Here is an 18,406-nt window from a genome sequence, read left to right as displayed (position 1 = left end):
AGGTCGTATTGCCCTATGCTGGATCTCAGATAACCCAGGCATCCCGCCTTGGGTGTCTAACCGGAGAACTTCCGATGACCACCAGCGATCAAGATCGCATTTCCTCTTCCGTTGTTCCTGACGAGCTTCGGCTTAATGTCCTACCGAACTTCCTTGGCTGTCACTATCTGAAGGGTGAATCCCTGGTGTACGACTGGGCCGGACGGCTGTGTACCGCATACCGCGGCGGCTACTGGCATTTCTTCACGCTGTCTAACGGGGGCTTCTACATGGCACCGGCCGAACTGGGCCGTGTAGCGGTCCGTTGGCATCTGAACGGATACAGCGACATGATGGGCGCGGACGCCTTCGGCGTCGTTGTCACCCTCTTCGCCCTCTGCCACCTCGCCGAACAGACGCTCGATGACACCATCATCGGCCGCTATCACCAGTTGCGTGAGTTCGCGTGTCAGCACGTCGAAGCCGCAAACATCCTTCGCGCTATCGACTAATAGGCCACGCCCGGCTCGCGGTCGGGGCCGGGTCTCGTCAGGAGACATTCACATGGACATGCTGAATACCCGCCCGACATGGCTGGGCGCGCTCTTGCCTTTGCTCATGGTTTGGCAGTATGGAGACCGGGACATGGCGCGCGGAGAACTCTATCGCATGGCGTTGTCTGCCGACGCTGCCGCGCACTCAGCAAAGGCCCTGCAAGACGTCGTCGATATTCTCGACAATGACGGCATTGAGCTAGTTTCTTGCCGGGAAGAGCTTCGGTCAATCGTGAAAGGCGCGTTGCTGACATTCAACCAATTGCCCCCTTGCGCACCCGTGGCGCTGGCGGCCGAACACCGAGGCCGCTTGCAATGAAGATCGTTGCAAAGCTGGGCCGTGAACTCGTGAGCGGCGACATCGTGCGCACATGGTTCGGCGATCAAACGATTCTCACGATGTTGCCGTATACCGGACCGTTCGAATTCGTGAGCGGCATCGCGCAATTTCCATCGGCGGAGATGACAATCGAACGCGATGGGGTGTACGAAGTCCTTCTGCCATCTTGATCTCGAACTCCCGCTCGCAAGTGAGCGGGAGTTCCCAGGAGTCCGTCATATGACTACCTCAACAGCAATTGACCGTGCCATCAATTCAGGCCTAGCCAGCAGCAGGATGGAGGCCGAACGCTGCGCACCAGGCCCTCCCTTTCGGCGAAGTTTGTCACCCCATGATCTGCCTATGCGACGCGCGCGGCGCATCCGATATTCGACCCGTACATACGGTGGCCCTCGAATGGCGTTTCATAGGAACGACCCATCGACGTAAGCGGTGCCCCTCCGGATTCGCCGGTCGCCGTCGATCGGCATTATGCTGAATGGCCACCACGTATCGCCGCGATCCCCTTCCTGCAAGCTAAACCGCGATAATTGCGGAGGCGCTTCGCGCGCGCCGCGCGCCCGGATCGAGGCGCACGGGGACCCACGCGGTACGCGTGGGGAGAGCGCCGGCGCGCCGCGAATAGCGGCGGGACGATCCGGCACGGGCACGAGCAGACCGACGATTGGGGTCGTCAAGCGCCCGTAGGGCGCGTGTATCCCCCGCGGCGAAAGCCGTGGGGGCTGGAGTGCAGGCGCACTCCGACAACAGGAACTTGATAGATGAACAAACGGACCACAATACGGCCGGAATGCTTGCGACCTGCGCATGACTTTTGGATCCGCCCTGAGGCCGACGAAGTGCGCGAAGTGTTGCGCCTCGGTGAGTTGAGCGGGGCGAAAGCTGCTCAGCTACTCGGACTCGGCAAGGAAGGGTCACGGACGATCCGACGGTATACGGGAGGCGACGCGCCGATTCCCTACGCGAGCTGGGCGATTCTCTGCGAAGTTGCTGGCCTAGGCCGTATCTGGCGAGATCCGGCCGACAGTTCAGCGAATAGGTCGGCACCCGACACCGCGCGCGCGAGTGAGAATCCGCAAATGCAAGCTTTCGACCAGGCCGAAGCGGTGATTCACTCCACGTGGGCTGGATCGCGTGAGGCGACCGTTTCGAACATTTCGGAGTGTCGCGATGCCCTCGTACGCATGAGGCAGATCGCGCACGCTGTGAGCGTGTCAGGGGCGGAGGGCCATGCCTTGGAGGATCTGCAGCGACGCATCGTCGACGCGCACGATGAGCTGAAGGTCATCCAAAGCTGGGCCGAGCTCGAGTAGGCATCGGAACACCATTCCATAGCCTGCCCGGGCATGCGTTTACCTTTCGATCGAAAGACTGTATGTTTACACAGTGTTTTGTCCGAGCTTGCCATGCCGCATCGCGCCCCACTAAACGCCGCGCGCCTCGCCGAGATCTACGACGAGCATCCGGTGCCAGTCGTTCTCGAATTGCTATGGGAGATTCATCGCCTGCGAGCAACGATTCTGCGTGCTCATCAGGTACTGAGCTCGATCGGCCATCCGCCCGTCGGCGTGCCACAGATCGTCTGGCAGACATTCGTTCAGACGATCGAAGCCGAGCCGTGTTTGCGCGATCCGCTTACGCCGCGACAGCAACGCACACTTGAGCAGTTGCGCGGCGCCGCGCTTCGTCGAGCCTCGCGATAGCCGTTGAACTCATTGTGCTCCGGTGCCTATGGCTGGCTATCATGAGGGAAAACGCGCGGAGGCGACGATGTGCTACTCAGCTCAGATCAAAGCGGACTACCAGCGGTTCGTGCGAACGTTTGGCGCCCGTCTCGACCTGCAGGAGTTCATTCGGCTCTACTGGGAGCGCGAGCAGGGCCGCGCGATCAAGATTCCAAAGGCCGTCGACGCGCTCTTGGGGTATCAACAAGGTAAGCGCAATTTCCTATCATAAGCATTGAAGTTATGAAATTGCCGGCACTTATTCCAAAAGCGCCATAAGGGATTGGTTCCCACCTACCGCTTGAGATCCGGCGAACGAAATGCCTGATCGAACTGCCGAGCTCGCTGCACCTCGTCGCTATGCAGATAGGTCGACGTCGTCGAAATCGACGAGTGACGGAGGTTGTCCCGCACCATGATCAGCTCGGCGCCACGCGCGAGCGCGTGCGACGCGTGCGTGTGACGCATCCAATGCGGGCTCGCGCGCCGCAGCTTCTCAGCGGTCGCCGGCCGTTCGTTCTGGATCGTGTCGGCCACCAGCACGAAGAATCGGCGCAGCACGCGCCAGAGCCGCGTGCTTTCAATGTGGGCGCGATCCTCCTCGAGGCTTGCGACGAGCGGCGTCGCCGGGTTCCAACGCGTCGGCGTGACCGGCAGTCCGCGCTGCACGAGAGACTGATCGAGCGCGGTGCGGGCGAGCGGCGGCAACGCCACCTTGCCGAGCTTGCCGCCCTTGCCGAGCACGTGCAGCCAGTGATCGCCGTGCTCGTCGCGGCGGATATCGCCGAGCGTCGCACCGACCAGTTCGCTCGCGCGCAGACCGGTCGCGTACCCGAAGTCCAGCAGAAATCGCAGGCGCTGGGCGGCTGCTTCGCTCCAGCCGTACGACCACTCGAGGCCGTCGGCCAGCGTGCGGATCAACAACCACTCGCCTTCGGAGAAGCCACGGGACACGTCCAGCCCCGCACGCTGGACTTGGCTCTTGATCTTGACGCCGGCAAACGGATTCGCGAGCACGTAGCGCTGCTCGACCAGCCAGCGAAACAGCGCCGACAGGACGTTCAGTGCGTATGCCGCCGAGCGTGCGGACAGCGGACCGGTGAAGGGCCGCCATTCGACGCTTTGCCGCGGCCGCGATGGCCCGACCCAGCGTTCGCGCGGTGTCGGCCGCCGCAGAAAACTCCGGTAGGCGATTGCATCGTCAGTGGTGAGCGACGACAGTGCGCAGCTGCGCTCGACGATCGCCCACAGGATCAGGCGCTCGGCCTCTTTCCGGTAAGCGCGCTGGGTGGCGGCCGATTCGTGCAGCGACAGCCAGGATTTAACCGCCTCATAGTCGTTCGAAGCCTTCAGCAGGCAGGCGCTTTGCGGCGCACGGAACTGGCCGCGCGAACCGTCGACCTCGTGTGGCACGCGCAGCTGTTCCCACGTCACGATGCTGCTCGACGGCGCTGCGACGATCAATGCTCGCGCCCGTTCGGTCAGCGCCGGATGCGCGGCGAAGAACGCCTCGATGCGACGCGCGCCGGCGACGCCGAGTCCGGCGATCGCCGACCACCAGCGACGTCGCCGCGGAATCCGCACGGTCAGGTCGGTCAGCGTCCAGATGCCGTGGGCATGTAGAGCCCCGGCAATGCGTGCGGGCAGCCACAGGTTGACGTGATCGGCGATCATCGGCACGGGCTCCGGCAGATTGCGCAGCATCTCGATTGTGCCGGCTACCCGATCCGCCGATGCTTTCGTTGGGCGATCGACGAAGACGCCTGCCAGATCTCCGCGATGGCGCGCCTGCGCGAACGCGACGAGCCGCCGACGAATCCGGCCGAGCACGCCGCGCGAGGACGTTCCGGCTGCTCTTCGGTCGCCCAGATAGCGGGCGACAGCTGCCCTAGCGTCCAGGCCGGCGTACCAGCTGCGCAATGCCGCGAGTTCGGCTTCGTCGGGAAAGCCACGTTCGGTTTTGTCGATGGGGAGGGTGTCGCACGTTTTCATGACTACCAGTTTAGAACAAATTCGATGACGGACTGATAATGTGCGTTATCTGGCCATATGTGATGAAAACCTTCCTTGTACCTTTCGATGGCGTGATCGTCGTTGCACATCTCCATGCCCAGACCTCGAAATTGCGGACCGGGCGTCGGGGTCCGGGGAGCAATGGAACAGGGAAGTCAGTTAAGCCCGGTGAACGTGCTGGGGGGCCCTCAAGATTCGATTTTTTCGTATGCCAGGCGGCGAGGCGCTCTAGCTTCCGAATGTCGCTGAACGAGGTAGAAACCGCCCTTCGAAACACTATCGCGGTGCCAGCGGTCCGAACCAATAGGACGCGGCACGCCTCCATCCGTCAGGATGTCGCTGCCGGTAGTGCACGCACCATCGGGCCCATAAGCGGAGCGGCCACTTTCGCAACTTCGTCGGGTGTGCCCGCCCGTTTCACCGGGCAACCGTCAAATATCCGTCGACAGCCGGCGCCACGTAGTCCCGATAGTTCAACGTCGGATAAGCGGTGTCGTGGATACGGTTCATTGATCCAGGTCAAGGACCCGGCCAGCTGGAAGGCATGGTATTCGGCTGAGTCCGAGCTGCCAGGCAGATTTAACGATCTGGTTCCGCGCGACGTCGGCCATTGCCCGGATCGCAGGATCGCGATAGGACTATCTCGGATATCGCTCGCACTGCTGGCATGATCCGGATAGGCTTACCGTTACCGTGCATTTTGTCCAGCACCGTCGCTCGGGAAATAAAGAGTAAAGGTGGTACGAACGCCATCGCTCACAACATCAACCTTTCCGTGATGCAATTCCATGATCGACTTGACGATGGCTAATCCCAGCCCTGCGTTTTTCGCGGCACCATGTCTCGATGCGTCGGCGCGGTAGAAGCGCTCGAAGATTTTGTCGAGCTGTTCGACCGGGATGGCTGGCCCCTGGTTTGTTACGCTGACGACGGAGTATTTCTGAGTCGCCGACACGGCCAGCTCAATGGTCGAGCCTGGTCTCGCATGGTCGAGCGCATTCGATGTCAAGTTGCTGACTGCTCGTCTGAACAAGGTTGCGTCGGCGAAAACGGGTGCGTTCCCTTTCACGTCGATGTGGACCCCGGCGTCTTCAGCAAGACCCTGAAAGTACGACGCCAGCCTGCGCAGTTCGTTACCCGCGTCCAGTTCGACCGCCTTGAGATGCAGTTGGGCATTGTCCGTTCGCGCGAGGAACAGCATGTTCTCAATCATTCGCTGCAGGCGCTCGCATTCCTCGATGTTCGAATCGATGAGTGCCTCGTATTCGTCGGCCGTCCTCGCGCGCGACAGCGTGATTTGCGATGAGCTGATGATGTTCGCCAGCGGCGTGCGCATGTCGTGTGCGAGATCCGATGAGAATTGCGAAAGGCGCACGAATGCGCGCTCGAGACGGTCCAGCATGCGATTGACAGAGACGGCCAGCTCTCGAAGCTCGACAGGTCCACCACGAATATCGAGGCGCTCGTTCAGATTGTGAGCCTCGATGGTCGACGTCTGGCGGCCAATGCTTTTGACGGGACAAAGTCCGCGACGGGCAACGGCGTAGCCGAGCGCACCGACGAGGATGGCACCGACGGCTACGGCAAACCAGATATCTACCCGATAGCTTTCGAGCAGCGATTGCCGGTCGGCTGCCGTTCGAACCAGTGACACGTGTACGAGTTCACCGGAAGGCAGCCTCTCATCAGCAACGATGCACCGGGAAAGTCCGATACCCTCTGGCGAGCAGGCGTACGGCTTGCCGATGGGGTGGGTCTCTGTGACGAGACCCTTCAATGTTCTGCCAGGTTTGTCGGTGTGTTCGACCAACGGCTCATTTTGTCCGTCGTAGATGCCGAGATACACCCCCGGATGGGACAGCAACACCTCATGAAAGCCCGCAGGGTTTGCTCGAACCACGCTCGTCGAACCGCTCAGGCGAACCAACTGCAGGAACTGGCTCAGCTTGCCGCTGATTTCGATGTCATCGCGTCGTTGCAACTCAGCGGAGAGCGACCTGTAGAGATAGGCTCCGGTCAGTGCGAACACCAGACCGGCAGCGAGGGCAAACGCGAGCGTCAATCGCCTGAGCAGCGAATACGACGCGCGAGCGTCGGTCCGGACCGTCACGAGCGGTCCTCGAGCACGTAGCCCATGCCACGAATTGTATGGATGAGCTTCTTGTCGAACGAGTTGTCGATTTTTGCCCGCAAGCGCTTGACGGCCGCATCGACCACGTTCGTGTCGCTATCGAAATTCATGTCCCAAATCTGGGAGGTGATGAATGTCCGTGTGAGCACCTCGCCTTCGCGTTCGGCAAGGAGCTGCAACAGCGCGAACTCCTGTGCGGTCAGGTCGATTCGGGTGTCGCCACGCCGCACCCGCCGTTTGATGAGGTCAACCTCGAGGTCGGCAATGAGCAGCATGTCCCGCGCATTCCGTGGTGAACGCCGCAGTAGTGACCGGATGCGGGCGAGGAACTCGGCATACGCAAAGGGTTTAGGCAGATAGTCGTCGGCACCCAGCTCAAGGCCGGCCACCTTGTCCTCGACTGCCTCCCGGGCAGTCAACAGCAGCACGGGTGTTTGTTTCTGCTCCCGCAGGCGCTTGAGCACCTCGAAACCATCTAGTTCCGGCAGCATGACGTCGAGCACGATGAGGTCGAAGTTCTCGTGCAGCGCGAGAAACAGGCCGTCCTTTCCGTTTTCGGCGACGTCGACCGTGTAGCTCGCTTCCATCAACCCCTTGCGGAGATATGACGCCATTTTCGGTTCGTCTTCGACTATGAGTATCCGCATGGCTATGTCGTATGGCTGTCGGGGAATGCGCGCGGTCAATGTGCTGCTTGGAGCATACGGCGGCCCGGATGAGTGAAAAATGACGGCTACATGACAGATTTTTCATGAAACGCCCCAAGCGTACCGCATCGGCACCTCGTGCCAACGACTGCCGGAGCGTTCGGCACGCCCCAATCCGGGACCGCCAATGAAATTTTGGTCATTTTGTGGTCACGCCGTCGTCACCCATCCGACGATAAGCTGAACTCGAATGTCGTGACCGCGTAGCGAAACAGCGATCGGTTACACCCTGACACGTTCTCGAACTTACAGCCTTTATCACTGCGTGCTAGACTCCGCTCCCATGTCGTATTGGCGCAAACTTTTCATCGTTGTGTTGCTGGCACTGAGCCTTCCGGTTCAGTCGTTCGCGGCTATCTCGATGAAATGTGTTGCCGCGCATGCAGACGCGGGAGAAGGGGCAACCCAGCATGCGGAGCAGGCCGCGTCAGAGCACCACCATGAAATGCATGGCGTGGCGTTCGCTGACGACGACCATCCCCATCATTACCACGGTAACGCCCACCACGCGCATTCGTGCTCGACATGCGCATCCTGCTGCTTCGGTACAGGACTGCCAGCCGTACCGGTCGTTGCCGTATCCACGGACGCTACCCGCGTCGCCATTCCCCTGCCGTCTTCCGCCGGTGTCGTGTCGTTCCTGACCGACGGCATCGAACGCCCTCCTCGCTGCCTTCTCGTCTAGTTCTCCATCGCGGTCAATGACCTGCGATGTGCCATCCGTACTGGCGGTTCTGCGTGGACCCGCCAGGTGACTCACGACGAGAAAACGTATGCGATTGATCACTGCAGCGCTACTGAGCGCGGCGGCTACTTTGCCGGCGCTTGTGCACGCCACGACAACAATTCCCGACCCGACCGACGCAGCGGCCTCCGTGCCGGCGGTGACCGTCCCGTCTGCCCTCGAGGGATATCGCCCCTATAGCGACGCGGATAACCCGACCTGGCAGCAACTGAATCAGGCTGTCCAGGGCAAACCGTCTATGGGCGGCATGAAGCACGGTGGCACGCCGAGCCAGCCGGCCAACAACAACCATTCGAACCACTCGTTGCACGGGGAACCCGCCAAATGATGCGACGATTCGTTTCTACTCGAATGGGGGCGGGAGTCGCCGTCTTGGTGTTTCTCGCCGGGTGTACGACGTTCTCCAAGGACGGCGGGTTCAATACGGTGTCGTCGACTGCCAGGGAACGGCTCGGCAAGGACGCCGTCATCGTCAAGACGGACGCCGACCGCGACGCTGCGGCGAAACGAACGCAGGAACTGCTCTCGAAGCCGCTCAGCATGGACGACGCTGTCCAGGTTGCGTTGCTGAACAACCGCGGTCTTCAGGTTTCCTATGCCGAACTGGGGCTGTCGGAAGCCGACCTGGTACAGGCTGGTCGCCTCCCGAATCCGGGATTCACGTTCAGCCGGACGCGCGCGGGCAACGGCGACCTGAACATCGGCCGCACGTTCTCGGCGAACGTTCTCAGCATCCTGACGTTGCCGTTCGCTGCGCATATCGAAGGGCGCCGCTTCGAGCAAACGAAGCTCGAAACCGCCGACGCCATGCTCAAGATAGCGGCCGAGGCGCGCCGCGCGTATGTCAACGCGGTAGCCGCCGAGCAGGCGGCCAAGTACGCGGAACAGGTGAAAGACTCGGCGGATGCCGGCGCGGAATTGGCTTCGCGCATGCGTCAGGCCGGGAACTTCAGCAAGCTCGATTACGCCCGTGAGCAGGCGTTCTATGCGGACGCGGTGGCGCAGTCAGCCAAGACGCACCAGCAAGCCGTGGTCGCACGCGAAAAGCTGACGCGAATCATGGGGCTGTGGGGCGCGGGTACGCAATACACACTCCCGGACCGTCTGCCCGACCTGCCGAAGCAAAGGCCCGACCTCAACGACCTGGAAAGCTATGCGATGCAGAACCGCCTCGACATCCAGGCGGCGAAGCTGCAGACCCAAAGCGTTGCGTCTTCTATGGGGCTCAGCAAGGCCACGCGGTTCATCAACGCGCTCGACGTCGGTTACCAGAACAACTACGAGACCGACAAGGGTCACGAGCACGGCTACGAAATCAGCGTCGAGATTCCGATTTTCGATTTCGGAAGCGCCAAGGTCGCCCGGGCCGAAGCGACTTACATGCGTTCGGCGAACCAGCTTGCCCAGACGGCGATTGATGCACGTTCCGAAGTGCGCGAATCGTACTCGGCCTACGTCACCAGCTACGACGTTGCGAAGCACTATCGCGACGAGGTCGTGCCCATTCGCAAGACCATCTCGGACGAACTTCTGCTTCGGTACAACGGCATGCTCGCCAGCGTCTTTGAGTTGCTCGCCGATTCGCGGGAGCAGGTCGGCGCAGTCAACAGCTACATCGATGCATTGAAGGACTACTGGCTGGCGGAAACGGACCTCCAACAGGCGGTTGGTGGCCGTCTGCCGCAGGCCGGCGACAAGCAGGATTCGAAAGAGCCGGCGCCGCAACGACCGGTAGTCATGAGCGCTCCCAACAGCACGCAGCCCGCGCTTCAATCGACGTCAGCTCCCGCGGCGCAATCGGCGCCGGCAATGGATTCGGAAGGTAAATAACATGGTGTCCCGTCGACAATTTCTCAACGGCTCGGGTGCAGCGCTGGTGGGCGCGGCCCTGGTCAGCAAGGCTGGTGCCGCGTCGTTGCCCGAAGCGCCGACCATGGCGAAAGCCACCACGCAACCCCCTCTCGTGCCGCCGAACGGCCGCCCGTATACGCCGGTCACGACGCTGAACGGCTGGACGCTGCCGTGGCGGATGAAAAACGGATGGAAGGAATTCCACCTGACGGCCGAACCGGTCGTACGCGAGATGGCGCCTGGCATGAAGGCGAATCTTTGGGGTTACAACGGGCAATCGCCCGGCCCGACCATCGAGGCCGTCGAGGGCGACAAGGTTCGCATCTTTGTGACGAACAGGCTGCCCGAGCACACCGCCGTTCACTGGCACGGGATGTTGTTGCCGAACGGCATGGATGGCGTCGGCGGCCTTACTCAACCGCACATCCCGCCCGGCAAGACCTTCGTCTACGAGTTCCAGCTCGAGAAGCACGGCACGTTCATGTATCACCCGCATGCCGACGAGATGGTACAGATGGCGATGGGGATGATGGGGCTGTTCATCGTGCACCCGAAAGACCGCAGCGTGATGCCGGTCGACCGTGACTTCGTGTTTCTGCTGGCGGCCTACGACATCGACCCTGGCAGCTACACGCCGCGCGTCAACGAGATGACGGACTTCAACATGTGGACGTTCAATTCGCGCGTGTTTCCGGGCATCGACCCGCTGCCGGTACGCGCGGGCGACCGCGTGCGCATCCGCTTCGGCAATTTGACGATGACGAACCATCCGATTCACCTGCATGGCTACCACTTCGAAGTGACGGGCACGGATGGCGGCTGGATTCCGCCGTCGGCCCGTTGGCCGGAAGTTACGGCCGATGTGGCGGTCGGGCAGATGCGCGCCATCGAATTCACCGCGAATCGTCCCGGTGACTGGGCATTCCATTGTCACAAGTCGCACCACACGATGAACGCGATGGGACACCAGGTACCCAATCTCATCGGCGTCCCGCAGAAAGACCTCGCGAAGCGCATCAACAAGCTGGTGCCGGACTACATGGCGATGGGTAGCACGGGCGGTGCGATGGGCGAGATGGAGATGCCGTTGCCCGACAACACCTTGCCGATGATGACGGGCACGGGACCGTTCGGGCCGCTGGAAATGGGCGGCATGTTCACGGTCGTGAAGGTGCGTGAGGGGCTCGGCCGAAACGATTACCGCGACCCGGGTTGGTTCAAGCACCCGAAGGGAACCGTAGCTTACGAATACACCGGCGAACTGCCGGACAGCTGAACAACATAACAAGGTCGGGCGTGACCCGGCCATCCGCTTCATCAACTCAACTCTGGAGAAATGCACGATGAAAAAAGCACTTGTTTCGATTGCGATGGGCTGTGCACTGGTTGTTTCCGCTGGTGCGTATGCAGCAGGCGACATGAGCAACATGGACATGAGCGGTGGCGCCAAGCAAAGCGAGGACGCGAAAAACAGCATGTCGCACGGCGAAATCAAGAAAGTTGACGCCGCCAACGGCAAGCTGACCATCAAGCACGGTCCGCTTGAAAACCTTGGCATGGAAGCCATGACGATGGTCTTCAAGGTCAAGGACCCGGCGATGCTTTCGCAGGTCAAGGTCGGCGACAAGATTGATTTCGTGGCCGAGGAAGTGAACGGCGCACTTACCGTGACGAAGCTGCAGAAGCAGTGAGGACATCCGGCGGGGTGCGGCTGTTCTGCGGCCCCGCCTTGACCATTCGAGACGAGCAAGAACATGAAGACTTTCACATTCAGCCGGTTTGCTGGCCTCGCCGCGGCCAGCGCTATCGCACTCGCACCCGCCGCGGCGTTTGCGCACGGCAAACTGGAAAGCGCAGCACCCCCATCAGGCAGTACGGTCGATGTAGCGCCGGACGTTTTGCGTCTGACCTTCAACGAAGACCTCGAGCCGACATTCAGTTCGGTGAAGGTATCCGACGCGAGCGGCACCGCCGTCACGAAGGAAAAGGCAAAGGTCGACGGAGCTAATCCGCGTGTCATGACAGTCGCGGTGCCGAAGCTGGCTTCGGGTACGTACACGGTTCAGTGGGCCGTGATGACAGCCGACGCACACAAGACCAAGGGCACCTACACGTTCAAGGTGAAGTGATGAACGAAGGGTTCCTCGGCATCCTGCGACTCGTGTCGGTGGCCATTCAGAACGTCGGTTTCGCCGTCGTCGTCGGTGCGCTGCTCAGTGGCCAATGGCTTGCGCGTGGCGAGTCGACCTGGCAGGAGCGGGTCGGCCGGCGGCTTATCGTCACGCTTCGACTAGCGTCCATCGTCTCGTTGCTGGCGAGCACGCTCTCGTTCTGGGCGCATTGCGCACTGATGAGCGACTCAACGCTATCGGAGGCCGGGCCGGCCGTGTGGTCGATGCTTGCGGGAACCGGTTTTGGACATGCGTGGTTGGTTGGCGCGTTTCTTACGCTCGGTATTGCCGTACTGTCATTCGTGAGGTCAGGAAACGAAGCCCGCTTCCCGTTCGCGATATGGGTGGCGTTGGCTGGCGTCGCGCTTGCGCGCAGTAACGGTGGGCATCCTGTCGATGCGGGACTGTTCAGTCTGCCTGTCTGGGCGGATTGGCTGCATCTGCTTGCCATTAGTGCGTGGGTCGGGCTTGTACTGGTGACGACCTATGTCGTGATGCCGCGCCTGCTCGATGCGCCTGGGAATGAACGACTCACCAGCGCGTCGTTCGTGCAGTCGCTGTCCGACACATCGACCTATGCATTGATTGTTCTGTTCAGCACCGGCGCGTACAACGGTTGGAGAGGAGTCAATGTTCCTGCCAATCTGTTGGGGTCGACTTACGGGCAAGTGCTCATGCTCAAACTTGCGCTCGTACTGGTTGCCGCGGCACTCGGCGGACACAATCGTTTCTTCGAGATGCCGACGCTTCTGTCGACGCTGAAAAATCCGTCGAAGGCCGTGCCGAGCGGGCCGCTTCGCCGATTTGGCATGGTGCTGCATGTGGAGTCTCTCGTACTGGTCGGCGTGCTGATGGTGGCCGCCGTGCTCGTCTCGAGTCCGCTGCCAGGCACAACGTAATCGACACGCCGTCATCGTCCGTCCACGCGGGTGGTTCGCCCACGCAGATTCGTTGTTCTCGTGCGGCGACCATCCCTTGCAAGCCCGGCTGATTGGCCGGGCTCTTTTTTTGTACGCGGGTTTCGCGTCTTCGAGTGGTGCGATCGGAGATGAACGCCGCGTGACCAAAAGATCATTTTCACGTCACGGCTCAATCAGAGCCACCTCTCCAGAATGTGTCTCATTGGAGTCGCATATGGAGGCTCCACGTTTCGCAACGGAGAGAAAACATGAATATTCGAATTGTCGCTGCCATGGTTGTCGCCGCATCTGCTGCCACGTCCGCTTTCGCCGATAGCGGCCACGACTATCCCAACGTCGCTCAAAACAGCAATCCCGTATCGAACACTGCCGCTGTCTCGCCGGCTCCGACCGTGAGCCAATCCGGGAACCCTGCTTCGCAGGGCAAGACCCGGGAGCAGGTCCGGCAGGAACTGATTCAGGCCTATCACGATGGCCTGTTGCCAATCAGGAAGCATGACTACCCGCCGAGCGCAGCAACCATCGCCCGCAACAAGGAGCTCCATAAGCTTTCCGAATCGAAATGGGCAGCCCAGCATTGACGAATTCCACACTCTGTCGAGACGGGTAGCGCGGAGCCTTGTTGCTGTTCGCCGCCTCTTACCCTTTGACGTGCCTGACGCGGATGTGTCGAGATCGCCTGTCTTTGGGAGCCCAACGTGAATCCATTCGGTCGCGTGGCAGGTTTTACTACGGTGACTTTTGCTGCATTACTCGTCTTGTCTGGCTGTACGAGTCTGGTGCCCCGGACTTCGGAAGCCCCCGGCGATGAGTCGACGAGGCAGGGGGCCATCAGGTTGCCAACGTCGTATCCCTGCCAAAACCTTCACGTCAAACCACCGAACTGTCCTCCGCGATGACGTAAATCCGCGTCCGTTCAGCGGTCCGGCCGTTCCAAAAACAAAGAGGCATGCCCGTGTAGCCCGACCGACTGTCAAACGTAACGCACTTCGGTGATCATGCCGGACTTCATGTGATAGAGATTGTGACAATGCATCAGCCACCGGCCTGCATTGTTGGCATCGAACGCCAGGGTGACCTTTGCCATCGGCGGGACATGCACCGTGTCACGCAGCGCCCCGGAGAACGTTTTGCCATTGAGCGCGACGATCTGAAAGTGGTGCCCGTGCAGATGCATCGGATGGGCCATCATCGTGGTGTTCTGGAACGTAATAGCCACCCGCTGTCCGCTGCGGATTTTCACCGTGTCGCGATTGTCCCAGCCCTTGTGGTTGATTCCCCACGTATACGGCTGCATCGAACCGGTCAGCATCAGCACAGAATGCGAATCGACGGGACGGTCTGCCAGCGGCCTGAGCGCAGACAACCGCAGTTCCTGATCGAAGCTCACCGGTCCAGCGGCGGCTGTCGCCCCCGCGACCTTGCCCACGTTGACGCCTTTAGAGGCGAGAATAATCCCCGTCTGTTGTCTGGCTCCTTCCCGTACGGCGAGAATCGGCCACGCTCCGGTCCCGTTGGGCAGGTCAACGAGAATATCGATCCGCTGAGCCATCGCTAAACCAAAGCGGCTGCCTGTCAGCGGCTGGACGGCGTTGCCGTCGACCGCCGCGACCGTACCTCGCAACGAGCCGAGGTCAACGTGGAAGTTGGTGGATGAGGCGCCGTTGATAATCCGCAAGCGCACTCTTCCGCCTTGCTCGACCCGGATGACTTCCGGGTCGTCGAGCGTGCGGTCGTTGGCGAGATAGGCATCGAAATCGACATCGTTAAGGTCCATCTTCATGCCGGGCATTTGATCCGGCATGCTACTGCCGCCCATGCCACCCATGCCACCCATGCCACCCATGCCACCCATGTCAGACATGCCGTGCATACCGCCCATCCCACCCATGCCGTGGGGCTGCGCGCCCGACTTTTGACCGGTCATGGCTCCCTTGGAATCTGCGTTGCCCTTCTGCAGCTCTGAGAACACTTCGGCGGGATCGCGGAACAGGAAATCCTCCAGAAAGATCGCCACCTCCTGGCGGTCAGCCCGTACATCGTCGGCCGTGCGCACAACCAGTGGAGCGGCCAGCAGTTTCTGATGCTGGAAACCATGATGTGAGTGCATCCAGTAGGTGCCGGGGCGCGCGGCAAAATCATAGGCGCGCCGCTCCCCTGGTTGAAGCGCCGGCACGCCGAACTGGGTCACGCCGTCCTGATCGGACGGGGGCGTCTGTCCGTGCCAGTGGACAATGGTGGGTTCGTGCAGGCGGTTGTCCAGTTCCACGGCAAAGCGCTCGCCCGGTTCGAGGAACAGGCCGCGCGTGCCGTCCGGCTGATGCAACCCGTACACCGTCGCAGCACGGCCGTTGACCTCGATCGAACGGGTATCGACAATAAGGCGACGCGAAGTGCCGCTCACATTTCCATTCGCGACTTCTTTTGAACCGCTTGAGGGCCATTCTGCGCATCCGGTTAGCACGGCCGAGGCGGCGGCAGCGGACGTCAGCAGGAATTGACGGCGAGATAGTGACATGGGGCGCCCCTGGTTTCATGGGTTACGATCATGACGGCAGCGCTCAATGCCGCCGGTTTCTTCTGCGAAAAGTCAGATTTTCACGTTCCGCAACCGTAGCGCGTTGGTGATAACCGATGCCGAACTCAGGCTCATGGCCAGTGCGGCGATCATCGGGGACAGCAATAATCCGGTGAACGGATACAGTACCCCTGCCGCCAGAGGCACACCCAGGGCGTTGTACACAAACGCGAAGCCGAGGTTCTGCTTCATGTTCCCGATTGTCGCCTCGGACAACTCCCGGGCTCGCGCGATGCCGCGCAGGTCTCCTTTGACGAGGGTCACCTGTGCGCTGCTCATCGCTACATCGGTGCCGGTGCCCATCGCGACGCCCACGTCCGCCTTGGCAAGCGCGGGCGCATCGTTGATACCGTCACCGGCCATGGCTACAACCTTGCCTTCCTGCTGGAATTTCGTCACCAGCGCCAGCTTGTCGGCTGGTTTGACCTCGCCATGGAATTCACCGATGCCGAGCTTCGTCGCGACAGCCCTGGCGGTCACGACACCGTCGCCCGTCGCCATCACCACGCGGATACCGTCTTCCTTGAGCCGGGCCAGTGCCTCGGGTGTCGTTGCCTTCACCGGGTCCGAAACCGCGAGCAGGCCGGCCAGCATTCCATCAACCGCCAGATACATGACGCTGGCGCCCTGCGCACGCAGCGTGTCCGAATTTTCCGTGAGCGTCCCAACGTCGATGCCGTCGGCCTGCATGAGGGTGGTGTTGCCCAGCGCGAGATTGCGGCTGCCGACCAGTCCTCGCACGCCAATCCCGGTGCTCGACTCGAAGTGCTCCACCTTCTCGAACGCGAGCCGCCGTTCACGGGCCGCATCCACGATGGTCGCAGCGAGCGGGTGTTCGCTACCCTGGTCAAGACTGGCCGCGAGCCGGAGAACATCCTCTTCCGCATATCCATTCACGCCGATTGCGCGTTCGAAGGCAGGGCGACCTTCGGTCAAGGTGCCTGTCTTGTCGACGATCAGCGTGTTGACCTTCCGGAAGTTCTCAATCGCAGCCGCATCCCGAAAAAGCACACCGTTCGACGCGCCTTTGCCACTCGCGACCATGATGGACATGGGAGTCGCCAGCCCAAGCGCACAGGGACAGGCGATGATGAGCACCGCCACGGCATTGATAAGCCCGTAGACCCAACTGGGCTCGGGTCCGAAAAAGCCCCAGGCGACGAACGTCAGGATGGCGACGCCGACCACCGCGACGACGAAAACTCCCGCGACCTTGTCAGCCATGCGCTGCATGGGTGCCCTGGAACGCTGCGCCTGCGCGACCATCTGGACGATTTGTGCCAGCATGGTCTGGGAGCCGACCTTCTCCGATTTGATGATGAGGCTTCCGGAGGTATTCATGGTCGCGCCGATGACGTGGTCACCCACCCGCTTGCTGACGGGAATAGGTTCGCCCGTAATCATGGACTCATCGAGCGCGCTGGAACCCTCCGTCACAACGCCGTCGACCGGAACCTTCTCGCCTGGTCTTACGCGAAGGAGGTCGCCGACATGGACGTGAGCCAGTGGAACGTCCTCTTCTGTGCCGTCGGCGTTGATACGCCGCGCGGTCTTCGGCGCCAGTCCCAGCAGTGCCTTGATGGCAGCGGACGTCTGCGACCGAGCCTTCAGTTCGAGCAGTTGCCCGACGAGCGTCAACGAAATAATGACGGCCGCGGCCTCAAAATACACGCTCACACGACCATGTGCGGCAAATGCCTCCGGGAAGACTCCTGGAACGACTGTCGCGATGACGCTATAGACATAGGCCGTCCCCGTACCAAGTCCGATGAGCGTCCACATGTTCGGGCTGCGATTGATGAACGAGCGGGTGCAACGTTCGAAGAACGGCAAGCCCGCCCACACGACGACCGGAGTCGAGAGAGCCAGTTCGACCCAGCTCTGTGTGGACGCTTCCATCCAGCCCAGCCGGTGGCCGAACATGGCCAGGACGAACACCACGGCCGTCAGCGGCAGCGTCCACCAGAACCTGCGTCGAAAATCCGTCAGCTCGGGATTCTCTTCGTCCTCGAGACTGGGCAACAAGGGCTCAAGGGCCATACCGCACTTCGGGCAGTTGCCAGGATGGTCCTGGCGAATTTCCGGATGCATCGGGCAGGTGTATATCGAGCCCTCCGGCGCAGCCTCAACCGACGTGCTGGTCGACGGTTTGACATATCGCAACGGGTCCGCCCGAAACTTCTTCTGACATGACGCACTGCAGAAGAAATACGGATGTCCATCGTGCTCGCTGCGAAATGGCGAATCCGCCGTGACAGACATGCCGCACACCGGGTCCCTGAGCGCGCCGTCGGGACCTTCGGACATTTCACCGTGGCCATGTCCGTGGTGCGCCGCGTGATTGCCATCGGCATCCCCGCTGGCCTGACCTTGCGCGGCGTGCGCAGCATGGTCTTGGTGGCCGCCCGCGCCGTGGCTCGCGTTCAGGTGTTCGGGAGAAGTTTCGCCGTCGTTACGCTGTCCGCTCATTTTCCGTGCTCCGCGTTGTCTTTCACACTGTGCACAAATTGCGTCGCCTGTCGTGCCGTCCATTGGTAACGCTGGCCGCTATGGTCTGTTGCGGGGACGCCGACCGGCCAGCTTGCTCGTTCCACGAGTGCAGGGGAACGCGCGGCCGCCGGTGTGATTATCCGCCCCTGAGCCAGGCTGGTCCCGAGAAACGGGATAGTCGAAGGCTTCGTGGCCTGACCTTC

Annotated in this window: 18 protein-coding genes; 13 read left to right on the top strand and 5 right to left on the bottom strand. The window is 61.4% G+C overall.

Features of this window, described 5'->3' with window-relative positions; translation table 11 throughout:
- The first annotated feature begins 74 nt into the window (after positions 1 to 74).
- The 6 genes from C0Z18_RS26620 (at position 75) to C0Z18_RS26595 (ending at position 2,829) form a co-directional block, all read left to right on the top strand.
- Entirely contained in the window at positions 75 to 491 is a 417-nt protein-coding gene (locus C0Z18_RS26620; protein WP_102648435.1) for an antirestriction protein, read from the top strand.
- A gap of 52 nt (positions 492 to 543) precedes the next feature.
- On the top strand, positions 544 to 852 hold the full coding sequence (locus C0Z18_RS26615; protein ID WP_102648434.1) for a hypothetical protein: 309 nt from the start codon (positions 544 to 546) through the stop codon (positions 850 to 852).
- A complete protein-coding gene (locus tag C0Z18_RS26610; RefSeq protein ID WP_102648433.1) occupies positions 849 to 1,043 on the top strand; it encodes a hypothetical protein in 195 nt (64 codons plus the stop codon). Before C0Z18_RS26615 ends, C0Z18_RS26610 begins: the two co-directional genes overlap by 4 nt.
- Positions 1,044 to 1,952: 909 nt before the next feature.
- Positions 1,953 to 2,186: a hypothetical protein gene (locus C0Z18_RS33035; protein ID WP_158244296.1), complete on the top strand. Its 234-nt coding sequence runs from the start codon at positions 1,953 to 1,955 to the stop codon at positions 2,184 to 2,186.
- A gap of 93 nt (positions 2,187 to 2,279) precedes the next feature.
- Positions 2,280 to 2,576, top strand: a complete 297-nt coding sequence (locus C0Z18_RS26600) for a hypothetical protein (protein WP_146014104.1) — start codon at positions 2,280 to 2,282, stop codon at positions 2,574 to 2,576.
- 67 nt (positions 2,577 to 2,643) lie between these two features.
- A complete protein-coding gene (locus C0Z18_RS26595; RefSeq protein ID WP_146014103.1) occupies positions 2,644 to 2,829 on the top strand; it encodes a hypothetical protein in 186 nt (61 codons plus the stop codon).
- Positions 2,830 to 2,891: 62 nt separating this feature from the next.
- Here C0Z18_RS26595 and C0Z18_RS26590 read toward each other — a convergent pair whose 3' ends face one another.
- From C0Z18_RS26590 to C0Z18_RS26575, 3 genes are all read right to left on the bottom strand, one after another.
- A complete protein-coding gene (locus tag C0Z18_RS26590; protein ID WP_021161050.1) occupies positions 2,892 to 4,589 on the bottom strand; it encodes a phage integrase family protein in 1,698 nt (565 codons plus the stop codon).
- A gap of 709 nt (positions 4,590 to 5,298) precedes the next feature.
- Positions 5,299 to 6,720 carry a heavy metal sensor histidine kinase gene (locus C0Z18_RS26580; protein WP_009692901.1) on the bottom strand — a complete coding sequence of 474 codons (1,422 nt, stop codon included), beginning with the start codon at positions 6,718 to 6,720 and terminating at the stop codon, positions 5,299 to 5,301.
- A complete protein-coding gene (locus C0Z18_RS26575; RefSeq protein WP_060082467.1) occupies positions 6,717 to 7,388 on the bottom strand; it encodes a heavy metal response regulator transcription factor in 672 nt (223 codons plus the stop codon). The genes C0Z18_RS26580 and C0Z18_RS26575 overlap by 4 nt, the downstream gene beginning before the upstream one ends.
- A gap of 833 nt (positions 7,389 to 8,221) precedes the next feature.
- Between C0Z18_RS26575 and C0Z18_RS26565 the strand changes: the two genes are divergently transcribed.
- The 7 genes from C0Z18_RS26565 (at position 8,222) to C0Z18_RS26535 (ending at position 13,716) form a co-directional block, all read left to right on the top strand.
- Positions 8,222 to 8,521, top strand: a complete 300-nt coding sequence (locus C0Z18_RS26565) for a hypothetical protein (protein WP_009692898.1) — start codon at positions 8,222 to 8,224, stop codon at positions 8,519 to 8,521.
- Positions 8,518 to 10,023: a TolC family protein gene (locus C0Z18_RS26560; protein WP_069302011.1), complete on the top strand. Its 1,506-nt coding sequence runs from the start codon at positions 8,518 to 8,520 to the stop codon at positions 10,021 to 10,023. Before C0Z18_RS26565 ends, C0Z18_RS26560 begins: the two co-directional genes overlap by 4 nt.
- A gap of 1 nt (position 10,024) precedes the next feature.
- Positions 10,025 to 11,320, top strand: a complete 1,296-nt coding sequence (locus C0Z18_RS26555; protein WP_060096542.1) for a copper oxidase — start codon at positions 10,025 to 10,027, stop codon at positions 11,318 to 11,320.
- 67 nt (positions 11,321 to 11,387) lie between these two features.
- Positions 11,388 to 11,735, top strand: a complete 348-nt coding sequence (locus tag C0Z18_RS26550; protein ID WP_009693496.1) for a copper-binding protein — start codon at positions 11,388 to 11,390, stop codon at positions 11,733 to 11,735.
- A 63-nt stretch (positions 11,736 to 11,798) separates the two neighbouring features.
- Complete coding sequence (gene copC, locus C0Z18_RS26545) at positions 11,799 to 12,173, top strand: copper homeostasis periplasmic binding protein CopC (RefSeq protein WP_009693495.1); 375 nt, start codon at positions 11,799 to 11,801, stop codon at positions 12,171 to 12,173.
- The gene (locus tag C0Z18_RS26540) at positions 12,173 to 13,114 is read left to right on the top strand and encodes a copper resistance D family protein (protein WP_060096539.1); all 942 of its coding nucleotides are present in this window, start codon (positions 12,173 to 12,175) and stop codon (positions 13,112 to 13,114) included. Before copC ends, C0Z18_RS26540 begins: the two co-directional genes overlap by 1 nt.
- 269 nt (positions 13,115 to 13,383) lie before the next feature.
- Complete coding sequence (locus C0Z18_RS26535) at positions 13,384 to 13,716, top strand: DUF4148 domain-containing protein (protein ID WP_069302012.1); 333 nt, start codon at positions 13,384 to 13,386, stop codon at positions 13,714 to 13,716.
- Between the two features lie 392 nt (positions 13,717 to 14,108).
- Here the strand turns inward: C0Z18_RS26535 and C0Z18_RS26530 are convergent, their stop codons facing one another.
- On the bottom strand, positions 14,109 to 15,653 hold the full coding sequence (locus C0Z18_RS26530; RefSeq protein ID WP_060096533.1) for a multicopper oxidase family protein: 1,545 nt from the start codon (positions 15,651 to 15,653) through the stop codon (positions 14,109 to 14,111).
- Between the two features lie 72 nt (positions 15,654 to 15,725).
- On the bottom strand, positions 15,726 to 18,020 hold the full coding sequence (locus tag C0Z18_RS26525) for a heavy metal translocating P-type ATPase (RefSeq protein ID WP_089454681.1): 2,295 nt from the start codon (positions 18,018 to 18,020) through the stop codon (positions 15,726 to 15,728).
- Between the last annotated feature and the right edge of the window lie 386 nt (positions 18,021 to 18,406).

The organism is Trinickia dabaoshanensis (assembly GCF_002879885.1).
GTDB lineage: Bacteria > Pseudomonadota > Gammaproteobacteria > Burkholderiales > Burkholderiaceae > Trinickia > Trinickia dabaoshanensis.
This window is presented reverse-complemented; position numbering and strand designations above follow the sequence as displayed.